This window comes from Chromobacterium subtsugae, assembly GCF_001676875.1.
GTDB classification, from domain to species: Bacteria; Pseudomonadota; Gammaproteobacteria; order Burkholderiales; family Chromobacteriaceae; genus Chromobacterium; species Chromobacterium subtsugae.
This window is the reverse complement of record NZ_JYKA01000024.1, coordinates 45,599-68,064: the sequence shown is the minus strand read 5'-3', so window position 1 is coordinate 68,064 and position 22,466 is coordinate 45,599. Positions and strand designations below refer to the sequence as shown.

Sequence of the window (22,466 nt, the reverse complement as noted above, 5' to 3'; positions counted from 1 at the left end):
TGTTTTAAGTTCGCGGCGATGCTAGTGCAAACCATCCTGGCCAGGAATGCGGCATATTGTCGCAGCGGCTCCGCCGGGGCTTGGTGGTAAAGTGGCGGCATGATGCGGAATCCGATATTCAGGCCGGGACAGGCCGACGACGCCGGGCAGGCCGGTTTGCGCGTGCGCCGGCTGCGCTGGCTGATGCTGCTGCTGGGCTTGGCGGTGCTGGCCGGCTGCGCGCTGCAGCAGGTGGAGCTGCCCTGGCTGCTGGCGGGCCAGGCGCTGGCCACGCTGGCCGCGGTCAACCTGCTGCTGCCGCGGCTGCCGGCCTGGGGGCTGGCGGCCGAGCACGCGCTGCGGCTGGGGCTGCTGGCCGACGTGCTGGTGCTGACCGAGCTGCTGGCCTTCAGCGGCGGCGCCGCCAACCCGCTGGCCTCGCTCTACTTGCCGCCGGTGCTGCTGGCGGCGCTGCTGTCGCCCGGCTGGTTCGCCTGGCTGCTGGCCTGGCTCAGCGTGGCCGCCTACGGCCTGCTGTTCGAGTGGCATCTGGATTGGCCGCTGAACGGCGGCAACGCCGCCTATGCCTTCAATTTGCACCTGTCCGGGATGTGGCTGACTTTCGCATTGTCGGCGCTGCTGATCTGCGGCTTCGTCTCCCGGCTGGCGCGCCAGCTGCGCAAGCGCGACAGCGCGCTGGCCGAGGCGCGGGAAACCCAGCTGCGCGACGAGCAGCTGCTGGCGGTGGGCATGCAGGCGGCCGGCGCCGCCCATTCGCTGTCCACCCCGCTCAACACCCTGACCTTGCTGGTGGACGAGCTGATCAGCGAGCGGGCGCAGGACGAGGCGCTGAGCCAGGACCTGCGCCTGATGCGCGCGCAGCTGACCAGCTGCAGCGCCACGCTGGCGCGCCTCAAGCATGGCTCCGAGCCGCAGTCGGGGCCGCGGCCGCTGTTCGCGGCGCTGGCGGAGCGGCTGGAAGGCTGGCGCAGCCTGCGGCCGGACGTCAGGCTGGAATGGCAGGCGCCGCAGGGCGAGGACCCGGAGGTGTGGTTGGACCCGGCGTTCTGGCCGGCCTTGTTCAACTTGATCAACAACGCGGCGGAAGCGGGCGGCGGCGAGGTGGCGGTGGCGGCGCGGCTGCGCGGCGGCCGTTTGTCGCTGGACATCGTCAACCGCCAGGGCTGCCTGAGCGAGGCGCAGCTGGCGCGCGCCGGGCTGACGCCGCTGGATTCCGCCAAGCCGGCCGGCCTGGGCCTGGGCATGATGCTCAGCCACGCCACGCTGGCCAGGCTGGGCGGCACGCTGAGCCTGGACAACCGCGCCGAGGGCGGCGTCCATGCCCGCATCGAGCTGCCGCTGAAGGAGCGGGCATGAGCGACTTCCTGCTGATAGACGACGACGAGGCCTTCTGCATGGTGCTGGCGCGCTCGCTGGCGCGGCGCGGCCACGCGGTGCAGTGCGCCCGCGACGCCGACGAGGCGCTGCGGCTGGCGGCGCAGGGGCCGGCGCGCATCCTGCTGGACCTGAACCTGGCCGGCGACAGCGGCCTCAGGCTGCTGCCGGCGCTGCGCGCGGCCAGCCCCGGCAGCGCCATCGTGGTGCTGACCGGCTACGCCAGCATCGCCACCGCGGTGGAGGCCACCAAGCTGGGCGCGGTGCAATACCTGGCCAAACCGGCCGGCGCGGCGGAGATCCTGGCGGCGTTCGAGCAGCAGGCGGCCAATCCGGAACTGTCGGTGGCGCCGCAGCCGATGTCGCTGCGCCGGGTCACCTGGGAGCACTTGCAGCGGGTGCTGGCGGAAAACGACGGCAACATCTCCGCCACCGCGCGCGCGCTCAATATGCACCGCCGCACGCTGCAGCGGATGCTGGCCAAAAAGCCGGTGAAAAGCTGAGTCAATTGCCATGACGAATATATAAATCGGGCAATGGCCGGCCATCAGAAAATATGATTGGAGCCGGCGCTCCAATGCGGCGTAACTTGCGGATTCCATACCGACAACAGGGGGAGGCAAGATGCTGCATGGACAGATGATGGACCAGCCGTTGTTGATTTCCGACCTGCTCGCGCACGCCGAGCGCTTCCATGCCGATACCGAGATCGTATCGCGCACGGTGGAAGGCCCCATTCACCGCTACACCTACCGCGACGCCGCCCGCCGCGCCCGCCAGCTGGCCAACGCGCTGCAGGCGCTGGGCGTGCGGGGCGGCGACCGGGTCGGCACGCTGGCCTGGAACGGCTACCGCCATTTCGAGATCTACTACGCGGTGTCCGGCAGCGGCGCCGTCTGCCATACCGTCAACCCGCGGCTGTTCGCCGAGCAGATCGCCTGGATCATCAACCATGCCGAAGACAAGGCGCTGCTGTTCGACCTGAGCTTCCTGCCGCTGGTGGAGCAGCTGGCCGGCCAATTGCGCAGCGTCGAGCATTTCGTGCTGCTGGCCGACCACGCCCACCTGCCGGCGGATAGCGCGATTCCCAATCTGCAAAGCTACGAAGACCTGGTGAACAGCCACAGCGACGTCTACAGCTGGCCGCGTTTCGACGAAAACACTGCTTCCAGCCTGTGCTACACCTCGGGCACCACCGGCAACCCCAAGGGCGTGCTGTATTCGCACCGCTCCACCGTGTTGCACGCCTTCGGCAGCTCGCTGCCGGACAGCTTCGACATCTCGGCGCGCGCGGTGGTGATGCCGGTGGTGCCGATGTTCCACGCCAATGCCTGGGGCCTGCCCTACAGCTGCGCGATGAACGGCAGCAAGCTGGTGCTGCCGGGGCCGAAGCTGGACGGCGCCAGCCTGCAGCAACTGATCGCGACGGAGGGGGTGACCACCACCATAGGCGTGCCGACGGTGTGGATGCAGCTGTTGCAGCATTGCCAGCGCGAAAAGCTGCCGCTCTCGCCGCTCAAGCGCGTGATCGCCGGCGGCTCGGCGGTGCCGGAGAGCATGGTGGAGCAACTGGCGGAGCACGGCGTGGAAATGCGCCAGCTGTGGGGAATGACCGAACTGTCGCCCTGCGGCACCACCTGCACGCCCAAGCTCAAGCACGCCGCTCTGGCCCCGGCCGAGGCGCGCAGCCTGCTGACCAAGCAGGGCCGGCCGATCTACGGCGTGGACATCCGCATCGTCGACGACGCCGGCCTGCCGCTGCCGCACGACGGCGTCTCCTTCGGCAATCTGCAGGTGCGCGGCCCCTGGGTGCTGTCGCAGTATTACAAACGCGAACTGGACGCCAACCACAGCGCCGACGGCTGGTTCCACACCGGCGACGTGGTGACGATAGACGCCGATGGTTTCATGCGCATCACCGATCGCACCAAGGACGTGATCAAGTCCGGCGGCGAGTGGATCAGCTCCATCGATCTGGAAAACATCCTGGTCGGCCATCCGGCGGTGGCCGAGGCGGCGGCGATCGCGGTGCCGCATCCGAAGTGGGACGAGCGCCCGCTGATGGTGGTGACGCTGAAGCCGGGCGCCCGGGCCAGCCGCGACGAGCTGCTGGCCTTCTTCGACGGCAAGATCGCCAAGTGGTGGACGCCCAACGACGTGGCCTTCGTCGACGAGCTGCCGCACACCGCCACCGGCAAGCTGCTGAAGATGAAATTGCGCGAGCAATTCCGCGACCACGCCTGGCCGGAAAAATGAAGAATGGATTATTTGCTCTATTTTTGTGGATTTTTGTAGAGCAATTGCGCTAGAATGGCGGCTGCACTGAGAACCGCAAGGTTTTGAGGTGTTAGCCCCTCGAAATATCGCGCTGGCCACAGCCAGTCCGATGTTTCTTCCTCGTGTTGACCCCTGCCGCTTAGCCGCAGGGGTGTTTTTTTATGCCGCTGCGCATGTGGTATTCACATCGACTGATCTTCCGCTTGCACCTATCATAATTAAAACCGCATGAGCTTTATCAAGCGCCGTTGGCCCGGCCTGGTTTAGCGTATCGACAAGGTTTTCCAATAAATCATTATGAATCCGTCCGGGGATGGCGATGCCCGCCTGGGCCGCGCCGGCAGAACCAAAGGGAACGACATGAAATCACTGCGCAGCCGTCTGATAGCGCTCAACGCCTTGCTGATGGCGTTGTTCGGCCTGGTCCTGGTGACCATAGTTTTCACGCAGATGCGATCAGAAATCCTGGAGGGGCTGGATAACGAATTCGCCGCCAGCCTGAAGGGGCAGAGCTCGGTGGTGACCACCTGGCTGGGAGAGAAGAAACAGCAGATCGTCGCCCAGACCGCGGTGGCCGGCGAGGCCGACGCGCTGCGCTTCCTCAAGGTGGGCACCAAGGCCGGCGGCTTCAACGTCAACTACGCCGGCTACGCCGACGGCCGCACGCTGTTCTCCGACGACTGGGTGGCCCCGGCCGACTACAAGGTGGCCGACCGCGACTGGTACAAGCAGGCCCAGGCCGCCGGCCAGCCCATCGTCACCGACCCCTATGTCGACGAGGCCACCAAGAAGCTGACCGTCACCATCGCCGCGCCGTTCAATCACAACGGCGCCTTCGCCGGCGTGGTCGGCGGCGACGTGATGGTGGACGCGCTGGTGAAGTCGGTGCTGTCGCTGAAGGTGCGCGGCAACGGCTATGCCTTCATCGTCGACAAGAAGGGCACCGTCATCGCCCACCCGCAGGCCGACCTGACGCTGAAGCCGATCACCAGCGTAGTGCCGGCGCTGAGCGCCGACAAGCTGGCGCAGCTGGTGCAGAACGACAAGGCCTCCGATGTCGACATCGGAGGCAAGAGCATGCTGATTTCCGCCCAGGCGATCCCCGGCACCAGCTGGGTGCTGGCGCTGGTGGCCGACCGCGACGAGATCCTGGCGCCGCTGCACACCCTGCTGTACACGATAGGCGGGCTGACGCTGCTGGTGTTCGCGCTGATGATCCCGTTCGCCAGCCTGGTGATAGGCAAGATGCTGGCCGGCCTCACGCGGCTGAAGGCGGCGATGGAGGACATCGCCCGCGGCCAGGGCGACCTGACCCTCAGGCTGAAGGACGACGGCCAGGACGAAATCGCCGCCACCGCGCGCGCGTTCAATACCTTCGTCGCCCAGCTGGGCCACCTGTTCCGCGGCCTGAAGGGCGACGCCGCCGGCGTGGTCGGCGGCGTGCAGGACGCCAGCCAGCTGGTGGCCGACGTCGCGCAAAGCTCGCGCCACATTTCCGACGTGTCCTCGTCCAACGCCGCCACGCTGGAGCAGATCACCGTTTCCATCTCCCACATCGCCGACAGCGCGCGCCAGGCCGATGAGCTGGCCAGCGCCACCGGCCACAACCTGGCCTCCAGCGCCGACAATATGCAGCGCCTGTCGTCCGGCATGGAAAACACCGTGCAGTCGGTGCGCGGCCTGGAAGAGATGCTGTCTTCGCTGGACAAGCGCTCGCAGGAAATCTCCGGCATCACCAACGTGATCCGCGATATCGCCGACCAGACCAATCTGCTGGCCTTGAACGCGGCGATCGAGGCGGCGCGCGCCGGAGAACAGGGCCGCGGCTTCGCGGTAGTGGCCGACGAAGTGCGCAAGCTGGCCGAGCGCACCGCCCAGGCGACGCTGGAAATCTCCAATATGGTGGGCGCGATCCGCGAGGAAACCGGCCGCGCCGTGGGCGACGTCAACTCCACGGTGCAGGCGGTGGACGAAGGCGTCGGCCTGACCCGCGAGGCGGTGGACAATATCGCCGCCATCCGCGCGTCCATGCTGGAGGTGGTGGCCAAGATGAGCGAAATCTCCAATTCCACCCAGGAGCAGCACAAGGCCACCACGCTGATCGCGCAAAGCTCGGAAGCGATCAACGGCCACGTGCTGGAAAACGACGATGTGCTGCAGAACGTCAGCAGCACCTTGCAGGGCCTGGCCGGCAACGCCGGCAAGATGGACGCCGAGTTCAATAAGTTCCGCCTGTAGCGCGGCTGCCGCGTCCGCCAGCGCCGCCTTGCCAGGCGGCGTTTTTGCGTCGATTATCCGAACAAGTTCTTTGCGGGAAAAACCGATGCCGCCCCTGTCCGCCGATACCCTGCGCGCCGCCCGCCTGTTGGCCGAAGGCGAGCTCGCCGCCGCCTTGCAGGCCGCGCAGCAAGGCCTGCAGGCCGAACCCGCCAACGCGCCGCTGTGGAATTTGCTGGGCGTCTGCGCCGTCCGGCTGGATCAGCCGCAACTGGCCGAGCAATGCTGGCGCCAGGCGCTGCAGCATGACGCGGCCACGCCGGACGCGCATTACAACCTGGGCTGCCTGCAGGCGGAGCGCGGCCACGCGGCCGAAGCCGACGCGCACTACCGCGCGGAGCTGGCCCGCGACGCCGGCCATGCCTCCAGCCTGGGCAATCTGGGCACGCTGCTGCTGGAGCAGGGGCGGGCGGCGGAAGCAGAAGCCTGTTTCCGCCAGGCGCTGGCGCTGCGGCCGCAGTCGGCGCTGGCGCACTACAACCTGGGCCGGCTGCTGCGCCAGCTGGAGCGCCGCGAGGAGGCCGCCGACTATCTGCGGCGCGGCCTGGCGCTGGAGCCGGACGACGCCGAGGCGCAGCAGCTGCTGGGCCAGCTGCTGGTGGAGCTGGGCCGCGCCGACGAGGCCGAGGCGCTGCTGCGCGCCGCGCTGCGGCGACAGCCGAACCATGTGGCGGCGCTGAACAATCTTGGCCTGCTGCTGATGGAGCGGCGGCGCTGGGCCGAGGCGGAGGACTGCCTGCGCCGGGCGCATGCGCTGCAGCCGGACGCGGTGCTGGGCAATCTGGCGGCGCTGCTGTCGGCCACCAGCCGGCCGGCCGAGGCCGAAGCCCTGCTGCGCGCCGCGTTGCTGGCAGCGCCCGGTAATGTCGACTGGCTATGCCTGTTGGGAGTGGCGCAGCTGGAGCAAGGGCGCGGCGCGGAGGCGGAGCGCGCCTGGCGCAGCGGCCTCGCGCTGTCGCCGCGGCACCGCCGGCTGCGGCAAAACCTGGGCTACTTGCAATTGGCGCGCGGCGAGTATCAGGCCGGCTGGCGAAACCACGAGGCCAGGCTGCAGTCCGGCCACTATCCGCAGCCGGGTTCGCCGCGTTGGCAGGGCGAGGCGCTGGCGGGCAGGCATCTGCTGCTGGTGTTCGAGCAAGGCTACGGCGACGCCATCCAGTTTTTCCGCTACCTGCCGCTGCTGCGCCAGCTCGGGCCGGCCCGCCTGACGCTGATGTGCCGCGAGGCGCTGCTGCCGCTGTTCGCCGCCCAGGGCCTGGCCGACGCTTGCCTGCCTATCCGCCGGGTGAACCCCGACTTTCCGCCGCACGACTGCCATGTGTTTTCGATGAGCCTGCCCGGCCTGCTGCAGGCCGAGCCGCTGTCGCTGCCCAGCTATCTGCGGGCCGATCCCGCGCTGGCCGAGGACTGGGGCCGGCGCCTGCCGCGCGGCGGGCGCAGGATAGGCTTGCTGTGGCGCGGCCATGCCGCCCATCCGTTCGACCATTGCCGTTCGCTGCCGGGGCCTGAGCGATTGGAGGCGCTGTGCCGGCGCGACGCCGTCTGGATCAGCGTGCAGCCGGACCCTACCCCGGAAGAGAAGGAATGGGCCGGCCGGCACGGCGCGCTGGAGCTGGGGTCGGGGTTGAGCGATTTCGCCGCCAGCGCCGCGCTGCTGACGCAGCTGGACCTGCTGATCGCGGTGGACACCGCGATGGCCCATCTGGCTGGCGCGCTGGGGGTGCCGTGCCGGCTGCTGCTGTCCTGCGAGCACACCGACTGGCGCTGGGGCGAGCAGGGAGACGCCACGCCGTGGTACCCGTCGCTGCGGCTGGTTCGCCAGCGCCGCGGCGAGGACTGGGCGGCGGCCATCGCCCGGCTGGACGTCGGCTAGGCCGCCGCCGCGCTCATAGCCATTTGCCCGGATTCATCAAGCCGTCCGGGTCCAGCGCCCGCTTGATGCCGCGCATCAATTCCAGCGCCAGCGGGTCTTTGTAGCGGACCAGCCAGTCCTTCTTCAATTGGCCGACGCCGTGTTCGGCCGCCAGCGTGCCGTCCAGCCGGTAGACGTGGTCGTAGACGATGGCGTTGACCGCCGGCTCGTCGTCGAACAGCTCGGCATTGCCGGGGCGGGTGTAGCTGACGTTGTAATGCAGATTGCCGTCGCCGGCGTGGCCGAAGGCGACGATGCGCACGCCGGGGAAGGCCCGCTCCAGATCCGCCGCGCAGTCGCGCACCAGCCGCGGCAGCGCCGAGGTCGGCACCGCGATGTCGTGCTTGATGCTGGGACCGTCCTTGCGCTGGCTTTCAGATATCTCCTCGCGCAGCGTCCACAGCTTGCGCCGTTCGGTTTCGTTTTGCGCCACTACGCCGTCCAGCATGTGCTGCGCCGACAGCCATGCCACCAGCGCGTCGTTCAGCTCGGCCGGATCGCCGCCGTCGGACAGCTCGATCAGCGCCAGCCACGGCGCGGAAAACGGCATCAGACTGGGATGGTGGCGTTGCAGCACCTGCTGGCAATTGGCGTCCATCACTTCGAAGGCGGTGAGGCGGTCGCCGAAGCGGTGGCGCAGCCGGTTCAGCCAGGCTATCGCCGTCTCGATGTCTTCTACGCCGACCATCGCGGTCGCATGGGCGCTGGGCAGCGGAAACAGCTTCAGCGTGGCGGCGGTGATCAGGCCCAGCTGGCCTTCGGCGCCGATGAACAGCTGCTTCAGGTCGAGGCCGGTGGTGTCCTTGCGCAGGCCTTGCAACTGGTCCAGCACGCGGCCGTCCGGCAGCACCACTTCCAGCCCCAGCGCCAGCTCGCGCATGGTGCCGTAGCGCAGCACCGCCACGCCGCCGGCGTTGGTGGACAGGTTGCCGCCGATCTGGCAGCTGCCCTGCGAGGCCAGCGCCAGCGGAAACAGCCGGCCGGCGGCTTCGGCCGCCTGCTGGGCTTCTTGCAGCGTGACGCCGGCGTCCACGGTCAGCGTGTTGTTGTCGCCGTCCAGGGCGCGGATGGCGCGCAGCCGGCGCATGCCCACGATCAGCTGGCGGCCGCTGCCGTCCGGCGTGGCCGCGCCGCAGGTGGAGGTGTTGCCGCCTTGCGGCACGATGGCGACTTTGCGCGCGCGGCACAGCTTGACCAGCTCGGCGACTTCGGCGGTGGAGCCCGGCAGCGCCACCGCCAGCGGCGCGCCCTGGTAGCGGCGGCGCCAGTCCAGCGTGAACGGCGCGGTGTCGGCGGCGGCGGTCAGGATGTATTGCGGGCCGATGATGGCGGCCAGTTGCTGCAGGAAGTCGTTCATGCGGATTCCAGAAAGCTTTCGTCGACGGCGGCGTACAGCGCGGCCGGCGCGCCGCTGACGGCCGCCCAGTAGCGGTCGCCGTACGACCAGTGCCACCACTCGGACGGATAATTGACGAAGCCGGCGTCGCGCATCGCCAGGATCAGTATGCGCCGGTTGGCGCGGGCTTGCGCGCAGAGGCCCGGGCTGTCGGTGTAGCAGGCGCCGCGGGATTCCTCGGCGTCGGCGTTGAACGGGCAGCCCATGTCCAGCTCCGCGCCGGCCGCGTCGATCAAGGTCACATCCAGCGCGGCGCCGGTCGGGTGGGGCGCCACCGCCGGCGGCGCGACGTAAAGGCTGGCCTCGCGCAGCAAGGCCGCCTCGTCCAGTTCCGGCTGCAGACCACGCAAGCGGACCAGATGCTCGTCGTAGGAGCGGCGCTGGCGCGCTAGCGGCCGGTAGGCTTCCTTGACGTACAGGCGCAGGCCGTCCGGCAAGCGTCCGGCGGCGTCGCGCAGCCGTTCCGCCACCGCCTGCCTGGCTTTCAGGAAATGGGGGCTGCGGCTGGAGATCTGGCTGCGGCTCCGGTCCACCGCCCAGTCCGGATAAGCGGCCAGGTCGACGAAGGGCTCGGCATGGCCGGCCACGGGAATGTCCAGCAAGGACGGATCGGCTAGCGTCAGCATTTTGTCCATCGGTTTCAGAACGGTCCGTCGCTGTCGCGCAGCTTGTCCGGCAGACCGTCGTGGCCGCCGTCCGGCCGCGCTGGCGCGGCGGCCCAGTGCAGCTTGCCGATGGCGGCGTTGCGCGCCGGGTGGCGCGGATAGTGGACCTGGTTGTCGGCGCGGGTGGCGTCGCCGACCACCAGTAGGCGGACGGCTTGCTCGGTGTTGTTGATCACGGTGTGGGCCTGGCCGTCTCCTGCCTTGAAGCCGACCGAATCGCCCGGCTGCAGCCGGTGCAGCGCGCCGTCCAGCCATAGGTCGGGCTCGCCTTCCAGCACGTGGATGAATTCGTCCTCGGTGCTTTCGGCATGGGGCCAGCTGGTGCGCTGGCCGGGTTCCAGCCGCTCGTGGTGGATGCCCAGCCGGGCAAAGCCGAAATGGCGGCCCAGCGGCGCGCCGCGGGCCAGGTCCTCCTGGCTGTCCGGATAACGGCTGGGTTCGGTTTTTTCCAATTCTCGCCAATGGCGGATACAAGAGGGTCGGCTCATCTGGGGGCTCTCTATTTCTCTGTGTTTGTCCAATCGCCGCGGCGCAGGTCTATCGCCTGCTGGCGCCGCGCGCCTTATTCCGGAATGTCCGGAGACATCAGCTCGTCCGGATGCTGCCAGCCCGGCTGGGCGGCGATGCGGGCCAGCCAGGCCTGGACATGGGGCCAGTCGGCGATGGCCAGGCCGGTGTCGGCCAGCCACCACAGGTAGCCGCAGAGCGACACGTCGGCGATGCTGATCTGGTCGCCGGCCAGGTAGCGGCGCTCGGCCAGCTCGGTTTCCAGCACCGCCAGATCGGCGCGCAGCCGCGTTTCCAGCCAGGCTTCCACCGCCGGTTCGTAGTGGGCGATCAGGCGCGAGTAGCGCAGATTGGGCAGCGACAGGCCCAGCCGGTTGGTTTCCCAGTTCAGCCATTCTCGCACGCGCTGGCGCTCGCCCAGGGCGCCGCCCAGCGCGCCGTAGCTGTCGGCCAGCCATTGCAGTATCGCGTTGGACTGGCACAGCGGCACGCCGTCGGCCACCAGCACCGGCACTTCGCCGAAGCGGCTGGCGGCGCGGAAATCTTCCAGGCGTTCGGCGCGCGGCTGCGAGATGTCGACATGGACATAGTCGTGCGAGATGTCGGCCAGCATCAGCGCCAGCCGCACCTTGTAGCTGTGGCCGGAGTAGCGGTTGCCGTACAGGATCAGATTGCTCATGGAGTGCGCTTTCAGGTGTTGGTGGAAGCCGCGCCGTTGCGGGAGCCCAGCCATGCCGCGGCGAAGGCCAGCGGCACGGAGAACAGCGCGGGATTGGCGTAGGGGAACAGCGGTTTGGCGTGGCCCAGCGCCGCCACCCACACCGCCGGGCCGCAGACGATCAGCGCCAGCGACGAAGCGATGCCCGCCGCGCCGCCCCAAACCACGCCGCGCGCGGTGAGGTCTTGCCAGCGCAAGGCCAGCAGCAGCAGCGGGAAATTGGCGGAGGCGGCGATGGCGAAGGCCAGGCCCATCATCACCGCGATGTTCAATTGCTGGAACAGCGTGGACAGAACGATGCCGAACAGGCCGAGCGCCAGCGTGGCCAGTCGCGAAACGCGCAGCTCCCGGCGCGGCTCGGCCTGGCCGCGCTTCAGCCATACCGCGTACAGATCGTGGCTGACGGCGCTGGCGCCGGCCAGCGCCAGGCCGGACACCACAGCCAGGATGGTGGCGAAGGCGACTGCGGCCACCAGCGCGCTGGCGGTTTCTCCGCCCAGCAGGCGCGCCAGGTGCAGCGCGGCCATATTGCCGCCGCCCAGCAGTTTGCCGTCGGCGCCGTGGAAGCGCGCGTCGGGTCCCACCAGCATCATCGCGCCGTAGCCGATGACGATGTTGAGAGCGAAGAAGGCGGCCACCAGCCAGGTGGCGATGCCGACCGAGCGGCGCGCGGCGCGCGCGTCGGCCACGGTGAAGAAGCGCATCAGCACATGCGGCAGGCCGAGCAGGCCCAGGCTCAGCCCCAGGCCCAGCGACAGCATCTCCACCGGGTCGGCCAGCGCCTGGCTGGGCAGAAAGGCGGCCGCGCCGCGCAGTTTCTCCGCGGCGTCGAACAGCGCCGCCGGGCTGCCGCCGAAGCGCGCCAGCACGCCGCCGGCCAGCAGCAGCGCGCAGATGAACAGCAGGCTGGCCTTGCTGATCTGCACCCAGGTGGTGGCCAGCATGCCGCCCAGCGCCACGTAGACCATCATCAGCGCGCCCACCAGGCCGACGGCAGCGAGGTAGGGCAGGCCGAACAGCAGCTCGATCAGCTTGCCGGCGCCGACCAGCTGCACCACCAGGTAGCACAGCGTCACGGTCAGCGAGCCGGCGATGCTGACCAGGCGCACGCCGGCGTGGTCGAAGCGCTGGCTGAGCACGCCGGCCACGGTATAGCGGCCGCGCCGGCGCAGCGGCTCGGCCAGCAGCAGCAACAGCAGCGGCCAGCCCGCCAGCGTGCCCACCGCGTAGGCCAGCGAGTCGTAGCCCTGGCCCAGATACATGCCGGCGGCGCCGAGGAAGGCCGCTGCGGACAGGTAGTCGCCGGCCAGCGCCAGGCCGTTCTGCCAGGCCGGCAGGTGGCCGCCGGCGGTATAGAAATCATTAAGGGACGCGGTGCGGCGCCGCGCGGCGGCGGTGATGGCCAGCGTCAGCAGGATCAGGGCGGTGAACAGCAGCTGGGCGTGGCTCATGATGCGTCCTCATCGCGCGAGCCGCCGTGCAGCGCGGCGATCAGGCAGAACAGCAACAGCAGCGCCAGCGCCAGCAGAATGGAAACCGGCAGGCCGGCCAGCCGGCAGGCCAGCCAGCCGGGGCGCGCGGCCAGGATCAGGTAGTAGCCGAGACAGGCGGCGATGGTGAGGAGGACCAGCAGTCGCTGGCAGGGTGCGGGCTTCATGCGGCGGGCAATCGGGCAAAGAGTCGAGTGTAGCGCATGTCAGGCGGATGCGGCCGCTTGCCATTGCATCAGCCAGCGCGCCTCGCCGGGGCCGAAATAGTCCGGCTCGTGGCCGACGGCGGCGAAGCCCAGCCGCTGGTACAGCGCCGCGGCCGGATTGGCCGGGTCCACCGTCAGGCGGATGCTGCGCGCGCGCGGCCGCATGGCCGCCAGCGCCGCCTGCATCAAGGCCTTGCCGGTTCCGTTGCCGCGGCAGGCGGGCAGCAGCGCCAGCGACAGCAGCCACAGCTGGTCCGGCTCCTGGGACGGCGCGCCCAGCGCGTAGCCGATGGGCGCGCCGCGTTCGTCTTCGGCCAGCCAGAACCAGTCCGGCCACAGGTCCAGCGCCTGGCGGAAGAAAAAGTCCGGGTAGACGTGGCTGCCGAACACGGCTTGTTCGATGGCGAAGATGGCGTCGAGATCGGCGCGGCGGGCCTGGCGGAGTCGCATGGAGTGCTTTCGTGTTTTTGTTGGAATGCGCAGCCTAATGGAAGGCGTCCAGCCGGTAAAGTCCGGCTGAGGCGGCGCAAGGGTTTTGATATCATTGATCTTTTACTATCGAAGGGAACGCGTCCGCATTGGTTGGCGCGAAACAGCATGATGAATGTGTCTGGTTTTGGGGGAAAGTGCCGGGTTGGCAGAAAGTGGCCGGCGTACGCCGCGCTGGCGCTGGGCATGGCGGGCCATGCCGCCGCGGCGCTGGCGGCGGACGAACCGGCGACGCCGCTGTCCGCGGAGCTGAAGGATAGGTACGAGCAAATGCAGGATGATGTGCCCAATCGCGTTCCCATGCTTAGCCTGACGCCGGCCGCATCGGGCCGCGCCGGGCAAATGGAGGCGTTGGTGCGCCAGTGCATGAACGAGCAGTTGCAGAAACGCAATGATTACAGCCTGGAGCTGCAGCGCGCCGGGGCCGCGGTCTTGCTGGATATGAAAAGAATCCGCGAGGACAACGCCGTCGAAGAAAGCAGGACGATAGTGGAGAACCTGCGCGCGGCCGCGCAGCGCCATCGTTATGACATGGACGCGGTTCCCGGATGCCTGGAGGACAACCTCGGCAAGCTGAAACTGAGCAAGGCCGCGAAGAAAGACTTCATGCGCGGGGTGAGCGCCGGCATGGCCAAAAGCCGTTATCAGGCGGAAAGAATCTGGACGCTGGAGTTCGCCTTGATCGACCAGATGGCGGCGGCCACGCAATATCTGACCGCGAACAAGAACTATTGGTCGATCGACGACAGCGGCCGGATGGCGTACGCCTCTCCCCAGGTGAAGGCGCAGGCGGAGTCGATGTTGGCGGTGCTGGGCAAGCTGCGCGATCAGCAACGCGAACTGGGGCGGCAAGGCGTGGCCAACGGACTGGCCAATATGAGAAAAGCCGGCATGTGAGGCGGCATGCCCGCCGGGCGCGAAGCCGCGCCGCGCGGATAGAGACCACCGGGAGGAGCCTGATCCCATTAATCAAATCTAAATATTGAGAAAGCACACTGCGCGCTGGCCAGAATTGCCATGGTCATCAAACCTGAACATTTCCGGAGGGTTGTCATGAGCGAGTTGTCACGTCGCGAGTTTCTCAAGTTGTCGGCCGCCGGCGTCGCCGCCGGCGCCATTCCGCCCGGGCTGGCCGCGGCGATGGCGATCCGCCCCGCCGGGCGCAGCCTGTCCGCGGTCAAGCACGTGGTGGTGTTCATGCAGGAAAACCGCTCGTTCGACCACTATTTCGGCATGCTGCGCGGGGTGCGCGGCTTCGGCGACCGCAGCGCGCTGCAGCTGCGAAACGGCAGCAGCGTGTTCCGCCAGCCGCATCTGCTGTCCAGCGAGTTTCCCTTCCACCTGGACAGCAGCCGCACCAACGCGCAATACCTGACCGACCTCGACCACTCCTGGACCGGCACCCACGCCGCCTGGAACCAGGGCAAATACGATGGCTGGGTGGCGGCCAAGACCGGCCTGACCATGGGCTACTTCAACCGCGCCGACATTCCCTACCACTACGCGCTGGCCGACGCCTTCACCATCTGCGACGGCTATTTCTGTTCGCAGCAGGGGCCGACCAATCCCAACCGCCTGTACCTGTGGAGCGGCACGGTGGACGCCGCCGGCAAGAACGGCGGCCCGGTCACCGACAACAGCGAGAAGGGCTACAGCTGGACCACCTATCCGGAGCGGCTGCAGGCGGCCGGCGTCAGCTGGAAGGTGTACCAGGTGGTCGGCGACAATTTCGACGACAACGCGCTGGCCTGGTTCACCCAGTACCGCAACGCCAAGCCCGGCAATCCGCTGCACGACCGCGGCATGAGCTCGGTGCCCAAGGTCAGCGGCAATTCGGTGAAGGACCTAGTGGCGGCCATCCGCAGCGACGCGGTGAACGGCACGCTGCCGCAGGTGTCGTGGATCGTCGCGCCGCAGGATTATTCCGAACACCCCAGCGCGCCTCCGGCCGCCGGCGCCTACTTGGTGGACCAGGTGCTGCAGGCGCTGACCGCCAATCCGGATGTCTGGGCCTCCACGGTGATGCTGCTCAATTACGACGAGAACGACGGCCTGTTCGACCACGTGCCGCCGCCGGTGCCGCCGTCCGGCACCGCGGGCGAATTCGTGTCCGGCGCGCCGATCGGCCTGGGGCCGCGGGTGCCGCTGCTGGTGCTGTCGCCGTGGAGCCGCGGCGGCTACGTCTGCTCGCAGGTGTTCGACCACACCTCGGTGCTGCGCTTTCTGGAAACCTGGAGCGGGGTGCAGGAACCCAATATCTCGGCCTGGCGCCGCCAGGTGTGCGGCGATCTGACCGCGGCGCTGGATTTCGGCAGCAGCAATACCAGCCTGCCGGCTTTCCCCGACACCGCGGCGCTGTTGACCCAGGCGCAGCAAAGCAAGGGCTGGCCGGCGCCGACCGCGCCGGTGCCGGGGCAGATGCCGCAGCCGGAGGCGGGCCGCCGTCCGGCGCGCGCCTTGCCCTACCAGTGCAATGCCTACGCCAGCACCGATGTGGCCGGCGGCATGGTGTGGATACACATGCAGAACAGCGGCAGCCAGGGTGCCCATTACGCCATCTACGCCAACCAGTACCGGCTGGACGGCCCGTGGCAATATGACGTGGCCGCCGGCGGCAACATCCAGGACTACTTCCATGTGCAGACTTACGGCGGCGGCTGGTACGACCTGACCCTGTACGGCCCCAACGGCTTCCTGCGCCGCTTCGCCGGCAATATCCACAGCGCGGCCGGCGTGCTGGAGGCGGTGAGCGGCGTGTCGGTGGTGCAGGGCGTGCCGCAGCTGACCCTGCAGCTGAACAATGGCGGCAAGGTCGCGGCGACTTTCCAGGTGAGCGCCAACGGCTATGGCGGCGGGGCGCCGCAGCAGGTCAGCGTCAACGGCGGCGGCAGCCAGCTGCTGAGCTGGAACCTATCCGGCGTGTACGGCTGGTACGACTTCACCGTCACCTGCAGCAACGACACCAGTTTCATTCGCCGCCTGGTCGGCCATGTGGAAAACGGCGCCGCCAGCGTCAGCGGTTGAGCGCGGCGGCCGGGCAATAAAAAAACCCCTGTCATGTCGACAGGGGTTTTTCCGTTGGACGGACGATTACTCGACGCGAACCTGTACGGCTTGCAGGCCTTTCTGGCCTTTTTCAACCACGAAGGAAACGGTCTGGCCTTCCTTCAGGCTTTTGAAACCATCGCTTTCGATAGCTTTGAAATGCACGAACAGGTCGTCACCGCCACCTTGAGGGGTGATGAAGCCGAAGCCTTTTTCATCGTTGAACCACTTTACGGTGCCGGATTGGCGATTAGACATGGGATATCTCCAGGAAACGGGTGTTTTCAGTGCGGTATGGCTCAGGTCGGCAAAGGCCGGCCGATCATGCACCTTAGCCCATCATAAGCGAATTCTCGCGTTTGTGGCTGATTAGTCGCTCAGCGCGGCATCGGCAATGCCGGCCTCGTGGCGGGAAGCCCCTGCTTTGATTGGGGAATTTTGCGGAAAGGGTATGCCGCGGACGTACAGTCGCTGTACGAAATGCCAGGCCGTCTAGCCTGGCGCGCGTGGCTTGGCGGCGTGATGGATGCCGGTTTGCGCCAATGAAAATGCCGCCCGCCGGCGGCGGACGGCATCTGGCGGCGGCGCTTACCACATCACCTTGACCCGGTTCTCACCCAGCCAGTCGGACAGCGCCAGCAGCAGCCCGTCGTCCAGCCGCACCCCCCATTCCGGCGGCAGCATCAGGTCGCCTTTGGCCTCGCCGTTATTGTAATGCAGCCGCACCGGGCAGCCGGCGTCCTGGCTCTTGAACGGGTGCAGCTCGGACTTGAGGCGGGCGACGTCCACCTGCCCGGACAGCTGCAGCGCCAGGCTGCGGGCGTAGCGGCTGCGCGCTTCGCCCAGGCTGTACAGCTTGTCGACGATGATGCGCAGGCGGCCGGCGCCGGCGAAGCTGTCCTCGCTGACCTTGCCTTCCACCACCAGCACCACGTCTTCCTTCAGCTTGTCGCGGTTGGTCTCGAAGCTTTCGGCGAACAGGCTGACCTCCAGCTTGGTGCTGCCGTCGTCCAGCTCGACGAAGGCCATTTTGCCGCGGTTGCCCACCTTGACGCGGATGCCGGTGACGAAGCCGGCCAGCAGCTGCGGCGACTTGTTGGGTATCAGCCGCGACAGCGGCGTCTTGATGAAGGCGCGCACTTCTTTTTCGTAGGCGGAGAACGGGTGGCCGGACAGGTAGAAGCCGATGGCCAGCTTTTCCTCGGCCAGCTTCACCGCGTCGCTCCACGGCCGGGTGGCCACCATTTCCACCGCCGGCGCGACGTCGTCGCCGAACATGTCGAACAGGCCGCCCTGGTTGGCGTTGGCGTGCTCCTGCTCCGCCGCCTCCATCGCCAGGCCGACGTTGGCGAACAACAGCGCGCGGTTGGGTTCGATGGAGTCGAAGGCGCCGGCGCGGATCAGCGCCTCGATCACCCGCTTGTTGACCAGCTTCTTGTCGGTGCGCTTGCAGAAGTCGAACAGGTTGGCGAACGGGCCGCCGGCCTCGCGCATCGCGACGATGTGGTCCACCGCCGATTCGCCGCTGCCCTTCACCGCGCCCAGCGCGTAGCGGATTTCCTTGCGGCTGACCGGCACGAAGCGGTAGTGGCTGTGGTTGACGTCCGGCGGCAGGAACACCAGGCCGTTCTTGTGGTCGGTGGCGTCGTCGTAGAAAATCTTCAGCTGGTCGGTGTTGTCCAGTTCGGTTGACATGGTCGCCGCCATGTAGGCGGCGCAGTGGTGCGCCTTCAGCCAGGCGGTGTGGTAGGCCACCAGCGCGTAGGCGGCGGCGTGCGACTTGTTGAAGCCGTAGCCGGCGAATTTCTCCATGTAGTCGAAGATTTCGTTGGCCTTGGCTTCCGGGATGTCCTGCTTGCCGGCGCCTTCGACGAACATGGCGCGCTGCGCCACCATCTCCTCGACCTTCTTCTTGCCCATCGCGCGGCGCAGCAAGTCGGCGCCGCCCAGGCTGTAGCCGCCGATCACCTGCGCCGACTGCATCACCTGTTCCTGGTACACCATGATGCCGTAGGTGGGCGCCAGCACCGGTTCCAAGAGCGGGTGCAGGTATTCGAACTTGGCGCCGTGCATCCGCTGGATGAAGTCGGGGATCAGGTCCATCGGGCCGGGGCGGTACAAGGCCACGAAGGCGATAATTTCCTCGAACTTGCTCGGTTTGGCCTCCACCAGCATCTTTTTCATGCCGCTGGACTCGAACTGGAACACGCCGGTGGTGTTGGCGCTGGCGAACACCTTGTAGGCGTCGCGGTCGTCCAGCGGCAGGTGGGCGACATCGACGTCCTCGCCGCTGACCTGTTTGATGTACTTCTGCGCCAGCTCGATGATGGTGAGGTTGCGCAGGCCCAGGAAGTCGAACTTCACCAGGCCGATCTGCTCGACGTCGTCCTTGTCGAACTGGGAAACCGGAGAGGCGCCTTCGCCGCTGGCGATGTAGAGCGGGCAGAAGTCGGTCAGCCTGCCCGGCGCGATCAGCACGCCGCCGGCGTGCATGCCGATGCCGCGCGTCAGGTCTTCCAGCTTCATCGCCAGTTCGATCAGCTCGCCGGCGCCTTCGTTTTCGATGATCTCGCCGATTTGCGCTTCCATCTCCATCGCCTTGGTCAGCGACAGCGGCTTGTTGGCCTCCAGCGGAATCAGCTTGGACAGGCGGTCGCACAGGCCGAAGGGCAGGTCCAGCACCCGGCCGACGTCGCGGATCACCGATTTGGACGACATGGTGCCGAAGGTGGCGATCTGGCTGACCGCCTCCTCGCCGTATTTCTGCCGGGTATATTCGATCACCCGCCAGCGGTTTTCCTGGCAGAAGTCGACGTCGAAGTCGGGCATCGACACCCGCTCCGGATTGAGGAAGCGCTCGAACAGCAGCGCGTATTTCAGCGGATCCAGGTCGGTGATCGACAGGCTGTAGGCCACCAAGGAGCCGGCGCCGGAACCCCGGCCCGGGCCTACCGGGCAGCCGTTGGCCTTGCCCCACTGGATGAAGTCCGCCACGATCAGGAAGTAGCCGGGGAAGCCCATCTGGATGATGGTGTCGCACTCGAATTTCAGCCGCTCGTCGTACTCGGGGCGCCTTTCCCGGCGTACTGCCTCGTCCGGGTACAGCTGCGCCAGCCGCGCCTCCAGCCCGCGCTTGGCCTCGTGCACCAGGAAGTCGTCCAGCGACATGCCGTCCGGCGTCGGGAACAGCGGCAGGTAGTTCTTGCCCAGCACCACGCTGATATTGCAGCGCTTGGCGATTTCCACGGTGTTGGCCAGCGCTTCCGGAATGTCGGCGAAACGCGCCAGCATTTCATCGGCGCTGAGAAAGTATTGGCACTCGCTGAAGGCGCGCGGCCGGCGCTTGTCGCCCAGCGTGTAGCCTTCGGCGATGCAGACCCGCGCTTCGTGCGCCTTGAAATCGTCCGGATCCATGAACTGGATCGGGTGGGTGGCCACCACCGGCAGGCCCATTTCGCCGGCCAGCCACAGCGTGGCCTGCACCACGTTTTCCACCTGGGCGCTGTCCACGCGCTGCACTTCCAGATAGAACGAGCCCGGGAACAGTTTTTCCCAGTAGGCGGCGCGGCGTTGCGCTTCTTCGCGCTGCGCCATCGCCAGCGCCATGCCGACATCGCCGAGATGGGCGCCGGACAGGCACAAGAGGTTGCTGTTGTCGCCGGACTCCAGCCAGGCGCGCTTGATCTCGGCGCGGCCACGGTACTGGTTGTGGCTGAAGGCCTCGGTCAGCAGTTCGCACAGCCGGCGGTAGCCCTCGCGGTTCTTGGCGGTGAGCAGCAGCCGGTACGGCTTGTCGCGGTCTTCCTCGTTTTCCAGCCAGATGTCGGCCGAGACGATGGGCTTGATGCCCTTGTTGCGGCAGCTCTTGTAGAACTTGACCATGCCGAACAGGTTCATCAGGTCGGACATGCCCAAGGCGGGCATGCCGTCCTTGACGGCGCGCTTCACCGCGTCGTCGAGGCGGACGACGCCGTCGGTGATGGAAAACTCCGAATGGAGGCGAAGATGGACAAAGCGGGGTGCGTTCATCCCGGCATTTTACCGGCTGGCGCTGTGGCAAACCAGTTGAATCGCCGACGCCGTGCGGCTGGTGTTCGGCACGCCATGCACATTAGAATGATGGCATCATGGTATTAATGACGGTGCGAGAACCAGATGGAGTTCAATGTGCAGCAATTGGAGCGGACGAATCTGTATCAACTGCTGGTGGGGTGCGTGCTGCCCCGTCCTATCGCCTGGGTCAGCACCCAGGACCTGAAGGGCGTTTGCAACCTGGCGCCGTTTTCATTTTTCAATGTGATGAGCATCAACCCGCCGTTGCTGGGGATCAGCATACTCAAGCAGGCTTCGGAGCGCGACAAGGATACGCTGGCCAATATCCGCCTGACCGGCGAGCTGGTGGTCAACATCGTCAGCCAGGCGCTGGCCGAGGCGATGAATGTCAGCTGCGGCGGCTATCCGGCCGATGTCGACGAGTTCGAGCTGGCCAGCGTGGCCAAGGTGGACAGCGTCACGGTGAAGCCGCCGGGCGTGGCCGAGGCGCCGGTGCGGCTGGAGTGCACGCTGCACCAGTGCCTGACCTTCGGCCACGGCACCGGCGCCGGCAATCTGGTGCTGGCGGAAGTGCGCCACATCCATGTGGCGGACAGGGTATGGAATGAGGGCGCGATAGACGATGTCGCGCTGCAGGCGGTGGGCAAGCTGGGTGGCGATCGCTACAGCCTGGGTCAGCCGGCCTTCAGCCTGACCCGGCCCTGAGCGGTTTTACAGCACCGCCTGGGTCTGCGCGGACAGCGCGTCCAGCAGCGCGTAGCGGCGCTGGTATTCGGCGCGTTTCTTGCTGGCGATATCCGCCATGGCCTTGCGCGCCAGCGTCAGCGGGATGCGGAAGAAGCGCCCGCCTTCCATCGGCTCCGCGTCCAGCGTTTCCCAGAAGCTGTCGTAGTCGGCGAAGAAGTTGCGGCGGTAGCGCCAGGAACTGTAGATATGCTCGGCCTTGCCGACAGCCAGGATTTCGTCGGCGCCGATCTTGCGCGCCAGCGCCGTCAGCGCTTCCATCGCCAGCCGCTTGGGAAACAGGCCATGGGCGAGCTTGGTGGCGAGCTGCACGCTTTCGGCGCCGTGCGGCTTGGTCGGGCCTTGCAGCCCGCCCACCATCACCACCAAGTCTTCGCCGCGTCGGGTCAGGGTGAAGGTGAGGGTGGCCAGCGCCACGCGCTCGGCATTGCACACCTGCAGCGACATTTCGCCTTCCTTGTCGAAAGTGTGCTGCTGCGTCAGCAGCACGTGCAGCGCGCCGTCGTTCTTGCCGGTCAGGGCGGCCAGCGCTACCGGCTGATTGGACAGCAGCAGGCCGCGCGCCGGCTCGCAGAAGCGCTGCTCCAACAACTGGTAATGCGCTTGCAGCGCCTGCAGCTTGCCGCGCGCGTTCAGCGAGCGGTACAGATAGGGGCGGTGCAGCTTGCAGGCCAGGCGCGGGTTGCGCCGCAGATAGGTCAGCAGGGCCTGCGAGCGGAAGGTTTCCAGCCAGCGCAGGGTCCAGGGCAGCGTCAGCATGCCGCGGAGGACGAACTTGAAGCGGTTCTTGCCCTCGTCAAAGCCATCTCTTTGGGAGAATTCCCCGCTAGCCAGCGACCAGAACAGATCCACCGAATTGATTACAGTCATGTGGAACCTCATCCTTAAGGTCGTAAGGATAAGTTAAATCCGCATATAAATTTGTTAATTGTTGTGTAGTCTAGTGTGACTGTATGTGACGCCTGACCATTTTGTCATGATAGTCTGTGCGGTTTTATCCCGTGGCTGCGGGAACGCGCCGGCCGCGCCTGCCCGGCGAGGCGGGTTCAGCCTGCCGGGGGCTCTTTCGGCCGCATCGAGTGCAGCGCGCTTTTCTGCATTTCCAGCGTCTTGATCTGCATCGACAGCACGCCCAGATTCATCGTCATCCAGCCTTCCACCACCTTGAGTTCGGCCAGCTTGCGGTCGATCTCCTCTTCCGACATCGGCGGCAGGAAAGCCTGCATGCCGGGCGGGGTGGCTTGCTGCCAAAATTGGCGGAACAGGGCGAACGGATCGTTGTCTTGGCTCATGGCGGTTTCCTGGCAAAAAAA

19 protein-coding genes are annotated in these 22,466 nt (G+C 67.2%); 8 read left to right on the top strand and 11 right to left on the bottom strand.

What is annotated here, in order from left to right; genetic code table 11:
* Nucleotides 1–102 precede the first annotated feature (102 nt).
* The 5 genes from MY55_RS23900 (at nt 103) to MY55_RS20415 (ending at nt 7,801) form a co-directional block, all read left to right on the top strand.
* Nucleotides 103–1,356 (top strand): ATP-binding protein, encoded by a 1,254-nt coding sequence (locus MY55_RS23900; RefSeq protein ID WP_043577061.1) that lies wholly within the window; start codon nt 103–105, stop codon nt 1,354–1,356.
* Nucleotides 1,353–1,877 (top strand): response regulator transcription factor, encoded by a 525-nt coding sequence (locus MY55_RS20430; protein ID WP_043577065.1) that lies wholly within the window; start codon nt 1,353–1,355, stop codon nt 1,875–1,877. The genes MY55_RS23900 and MY55_RS20430 overlap by 4 nt, the downstream gene beginning before the upstream one ends.
* Before the next feature lie 121 nt (nt 1,878–1,998).
* On the top strand, nt 1,999–3,630 hold the full coding sequence (locus tag MY55_RS20425; RefSeq protein WP_076098386.1) for a 3-(methylthio)propionyl-CoA ligase: 1,632 nt from the start codon (nt 1,999–2,001) through the stop codon (nt 3,628–3,630).
* A gap of 381 nt (nt 3,631–4,011) precedes the next feature.
* On the top strand, nt 4,012–5,889 hold the full coding sequence (locus MY55_RS20420; RefSeq protein WP_043577238.1) for a methyl-accepting chemotaxis protein: 1,878 nt from the start codon (nt 4,012–4,014) through the stop codon (nt 5,887–5,889).
* Nucleotides 5,890–5,974: 85 nt separating this feature from the next.
* Nucleotides 5,975–7,801, top strand: a complete 1,827-nt coding sequence (locus MY55_RS20415) for a tetratricopeptide repeat protein (protein ID WP_065202942.1) — start codon at nt 5,975–5,977, stop codon at nt 7,799–7,801.
* A gap of 13 nt (nt 7,802–7,814) precedes the next feature.
* Here the strand turns inward: MY55_RS20415 and MY55_RS20410 are convergent, their stop codons facing one another.
* The 7 genes from MY55_RS20410 to MY55_RS20380 form a co-directional block, all read right to left on the bottom strand.
* A complete protein-coding gene (locus MY55_RS20410) occupies nt 7,815–9,197 on the bottom strand; it encodes an FAD-binding oxidoreductase (protein WP_043577069.1) in 1,383 nt (460 codons plus the stop codon).
* On the bottom strand, nt 9,194–9,871 hold the full coding sequence (locus tag MY55_RS20405) for a M15 family metallopeptidase (protein WP_043577073.1): 678 nt from the start codon (nt 9,869–9,871) through the stop codon (nt 9,194–9,196). The genes MY55_RS20410 and MY55_RS20405 overlap by 4 nt, the downstream gene beginning before the upstream one ends.
* Before the next feature lie 5 nt (nt 9,872–9,876).
* Entirely contained in the window at nt 9,877–10,353 is a 477-nt protein-coding gene (locus MY55_RS20400; protein ID WP_230623401.1) for a cupin domain-containing protein, read from the bottom strand.
* 110 nt (nt 10,354–10,463) lie between these two features.
* Nucleotides 10,464–11,087 (bottom strand): glutathione S-transferase family protein, encoded by a 624-nt coding sequence (locus MY55_RS20395; RefSeq protein WP_043577079.1) that lies wholly within the window; start codon nt 11,085–11,087, stop codon nt 10,464–10,466.
* Between the two features lie 11 nt (nt 11,088–11,098).
* Nucleotides 11,099–12,577: a sodium:solute symporter family transporter gene (locus tag MY55_RS20390; protein ID WP_065202941.1), complete on the bottom strand. Its 1,479-nt coding sequence runs from the start codon at nt 12,575–12,577 to the stop codon at nt 11,099–11,101.
* Nucleotides 12,574–12,783, bottom strand: a complete 210-nt coding sequence (locus MY55_RS20385) for a hypothetical protein (protein ID WP_043577084.1) — start codon at nt 12,781–12,783, stop codon at nt 12,574–12,576. The genes MY55_RS20390 and MY55_RS20385 overlap by 4 nt, the downstream gene beginning before the upstream one ends.
* A gap of 39 nt (nt 12,784–12,822) precedes the next feature.
* On the bottom strand, nt 12,823–13,272 hold the full coding sequence (locus MY55_RS20380; RefSeq protein WP_043577093.1) for a GNAT family N-acetyltransferase: 450 nt from the start codon (nt 13,270–13,272) through the stop codon (nt 12,823–12,825).
* Nucleotides 13,273–13,275: 3 nt separating this feature from the next.
* Here MY55_RS20380 and MY55_RS20375 point away from each other — a divergent pair, with 3 nt between their 5' ends.
* Nucleotides 13,276–14,208 carry a hypothetical protein gene (locus MY55_RS20375; protein ID WP_146008374.1) on the top strand — a complete coding sequence of 311 codons (933 nt, stop codon included), beginning with the start codon at nt 13,276–13,278 and terminating at the stop codon, nt 14,206–14,208.
* 156 nt (nt 14,209–14,364) lie between these two features.
* A complete protein-coding gene (locus MY55_RS20370; protein ID WP_043577097.1) occupies nt 14,365–16,335 on the top strand; it encodes a phosphocholine-specific phospholipase C in 1,971 nt (656 codons plus the stop codon).
* Between the two features lie 66 nt (nt 16,336–16,401).
* Here the strand turns inward: MY55_RS20370 and MY55_RS20365 are convergent, their stop codons facing one another.
* Together MY55_RS20365 and dnaE are read right to left on the bottom strand one after the other, a co-directional pair.
* On the bottom strand, nt 16,402–16,614 hold the full coding sequence (locus MY55_RS20365) for a cold-shock protein (RefSeq protein ID WP_043577099.1): 213 nt from the start codon (nt 16,612–16,614) through the stop codon (nt 16,402–16,404).
* Between the two features lie 330 nt (nt 16,615–16,944).
* Complete coding sequence (gene dnaE, locus MY55_RS20360) at nt 16,945–20,385, bottom strand: DNA polymerase III subunit alpha (RefSeq protein WP_047243868.1); 3,441 nt, start codon at nt 20,383–20,385, stop codon at nt 16,945–16,947.
* Nucleotides 20,386–20,511: 126 nt separating this feature from the next.
* Here dnaE and MY55_RS20355 point away from each other — a divergent pair, with 126 nt between their 5' ends.
* Nucleotides 20,512–21,114, top strand: a complete 603-nt coding sequence (locus MY55_RS20355; protein WP_043577104.1) for a flavin reductase family protein — start codon at nt 20,512–20,514, stop codon at nt 21,112–21,114.
* 6 nt (nt 21,115–21,120) lie between these two features.
* Here MY55_RS20355 and MY55_RS20350 read toward each other — a convergent pair whose 3' ends face one another.
* Nucleotides 21,121–22,023: a VirK/YbjX family protein gene (locus MY55_RS20350; RefSeq protein ID WP_052878038.1), complete on the bottom strand. Its 903-nt coding sequence runs from the start codon at nt 22,021–22,023 to the stop codon at nt 21,121–21,123.
* A gap of 176 nt (nt 22,024–22,199) precedes the next feature.
* Nucleotides 22,200–22,445 (bottom strand): PhaM family polyhydroxyalkanoate granule multifunctional regulatory protein, encoded by a 246-nt coding sequence (locus MY55_RS20345; RefSeq protein WP_043577110.1) that lies wholly within the window; start codon nt 22,443–22,445, stop codon nt 22,200–22,202.
* Nucleotides 22,446–22,466 lie beyond the last annotated feature (21 nt).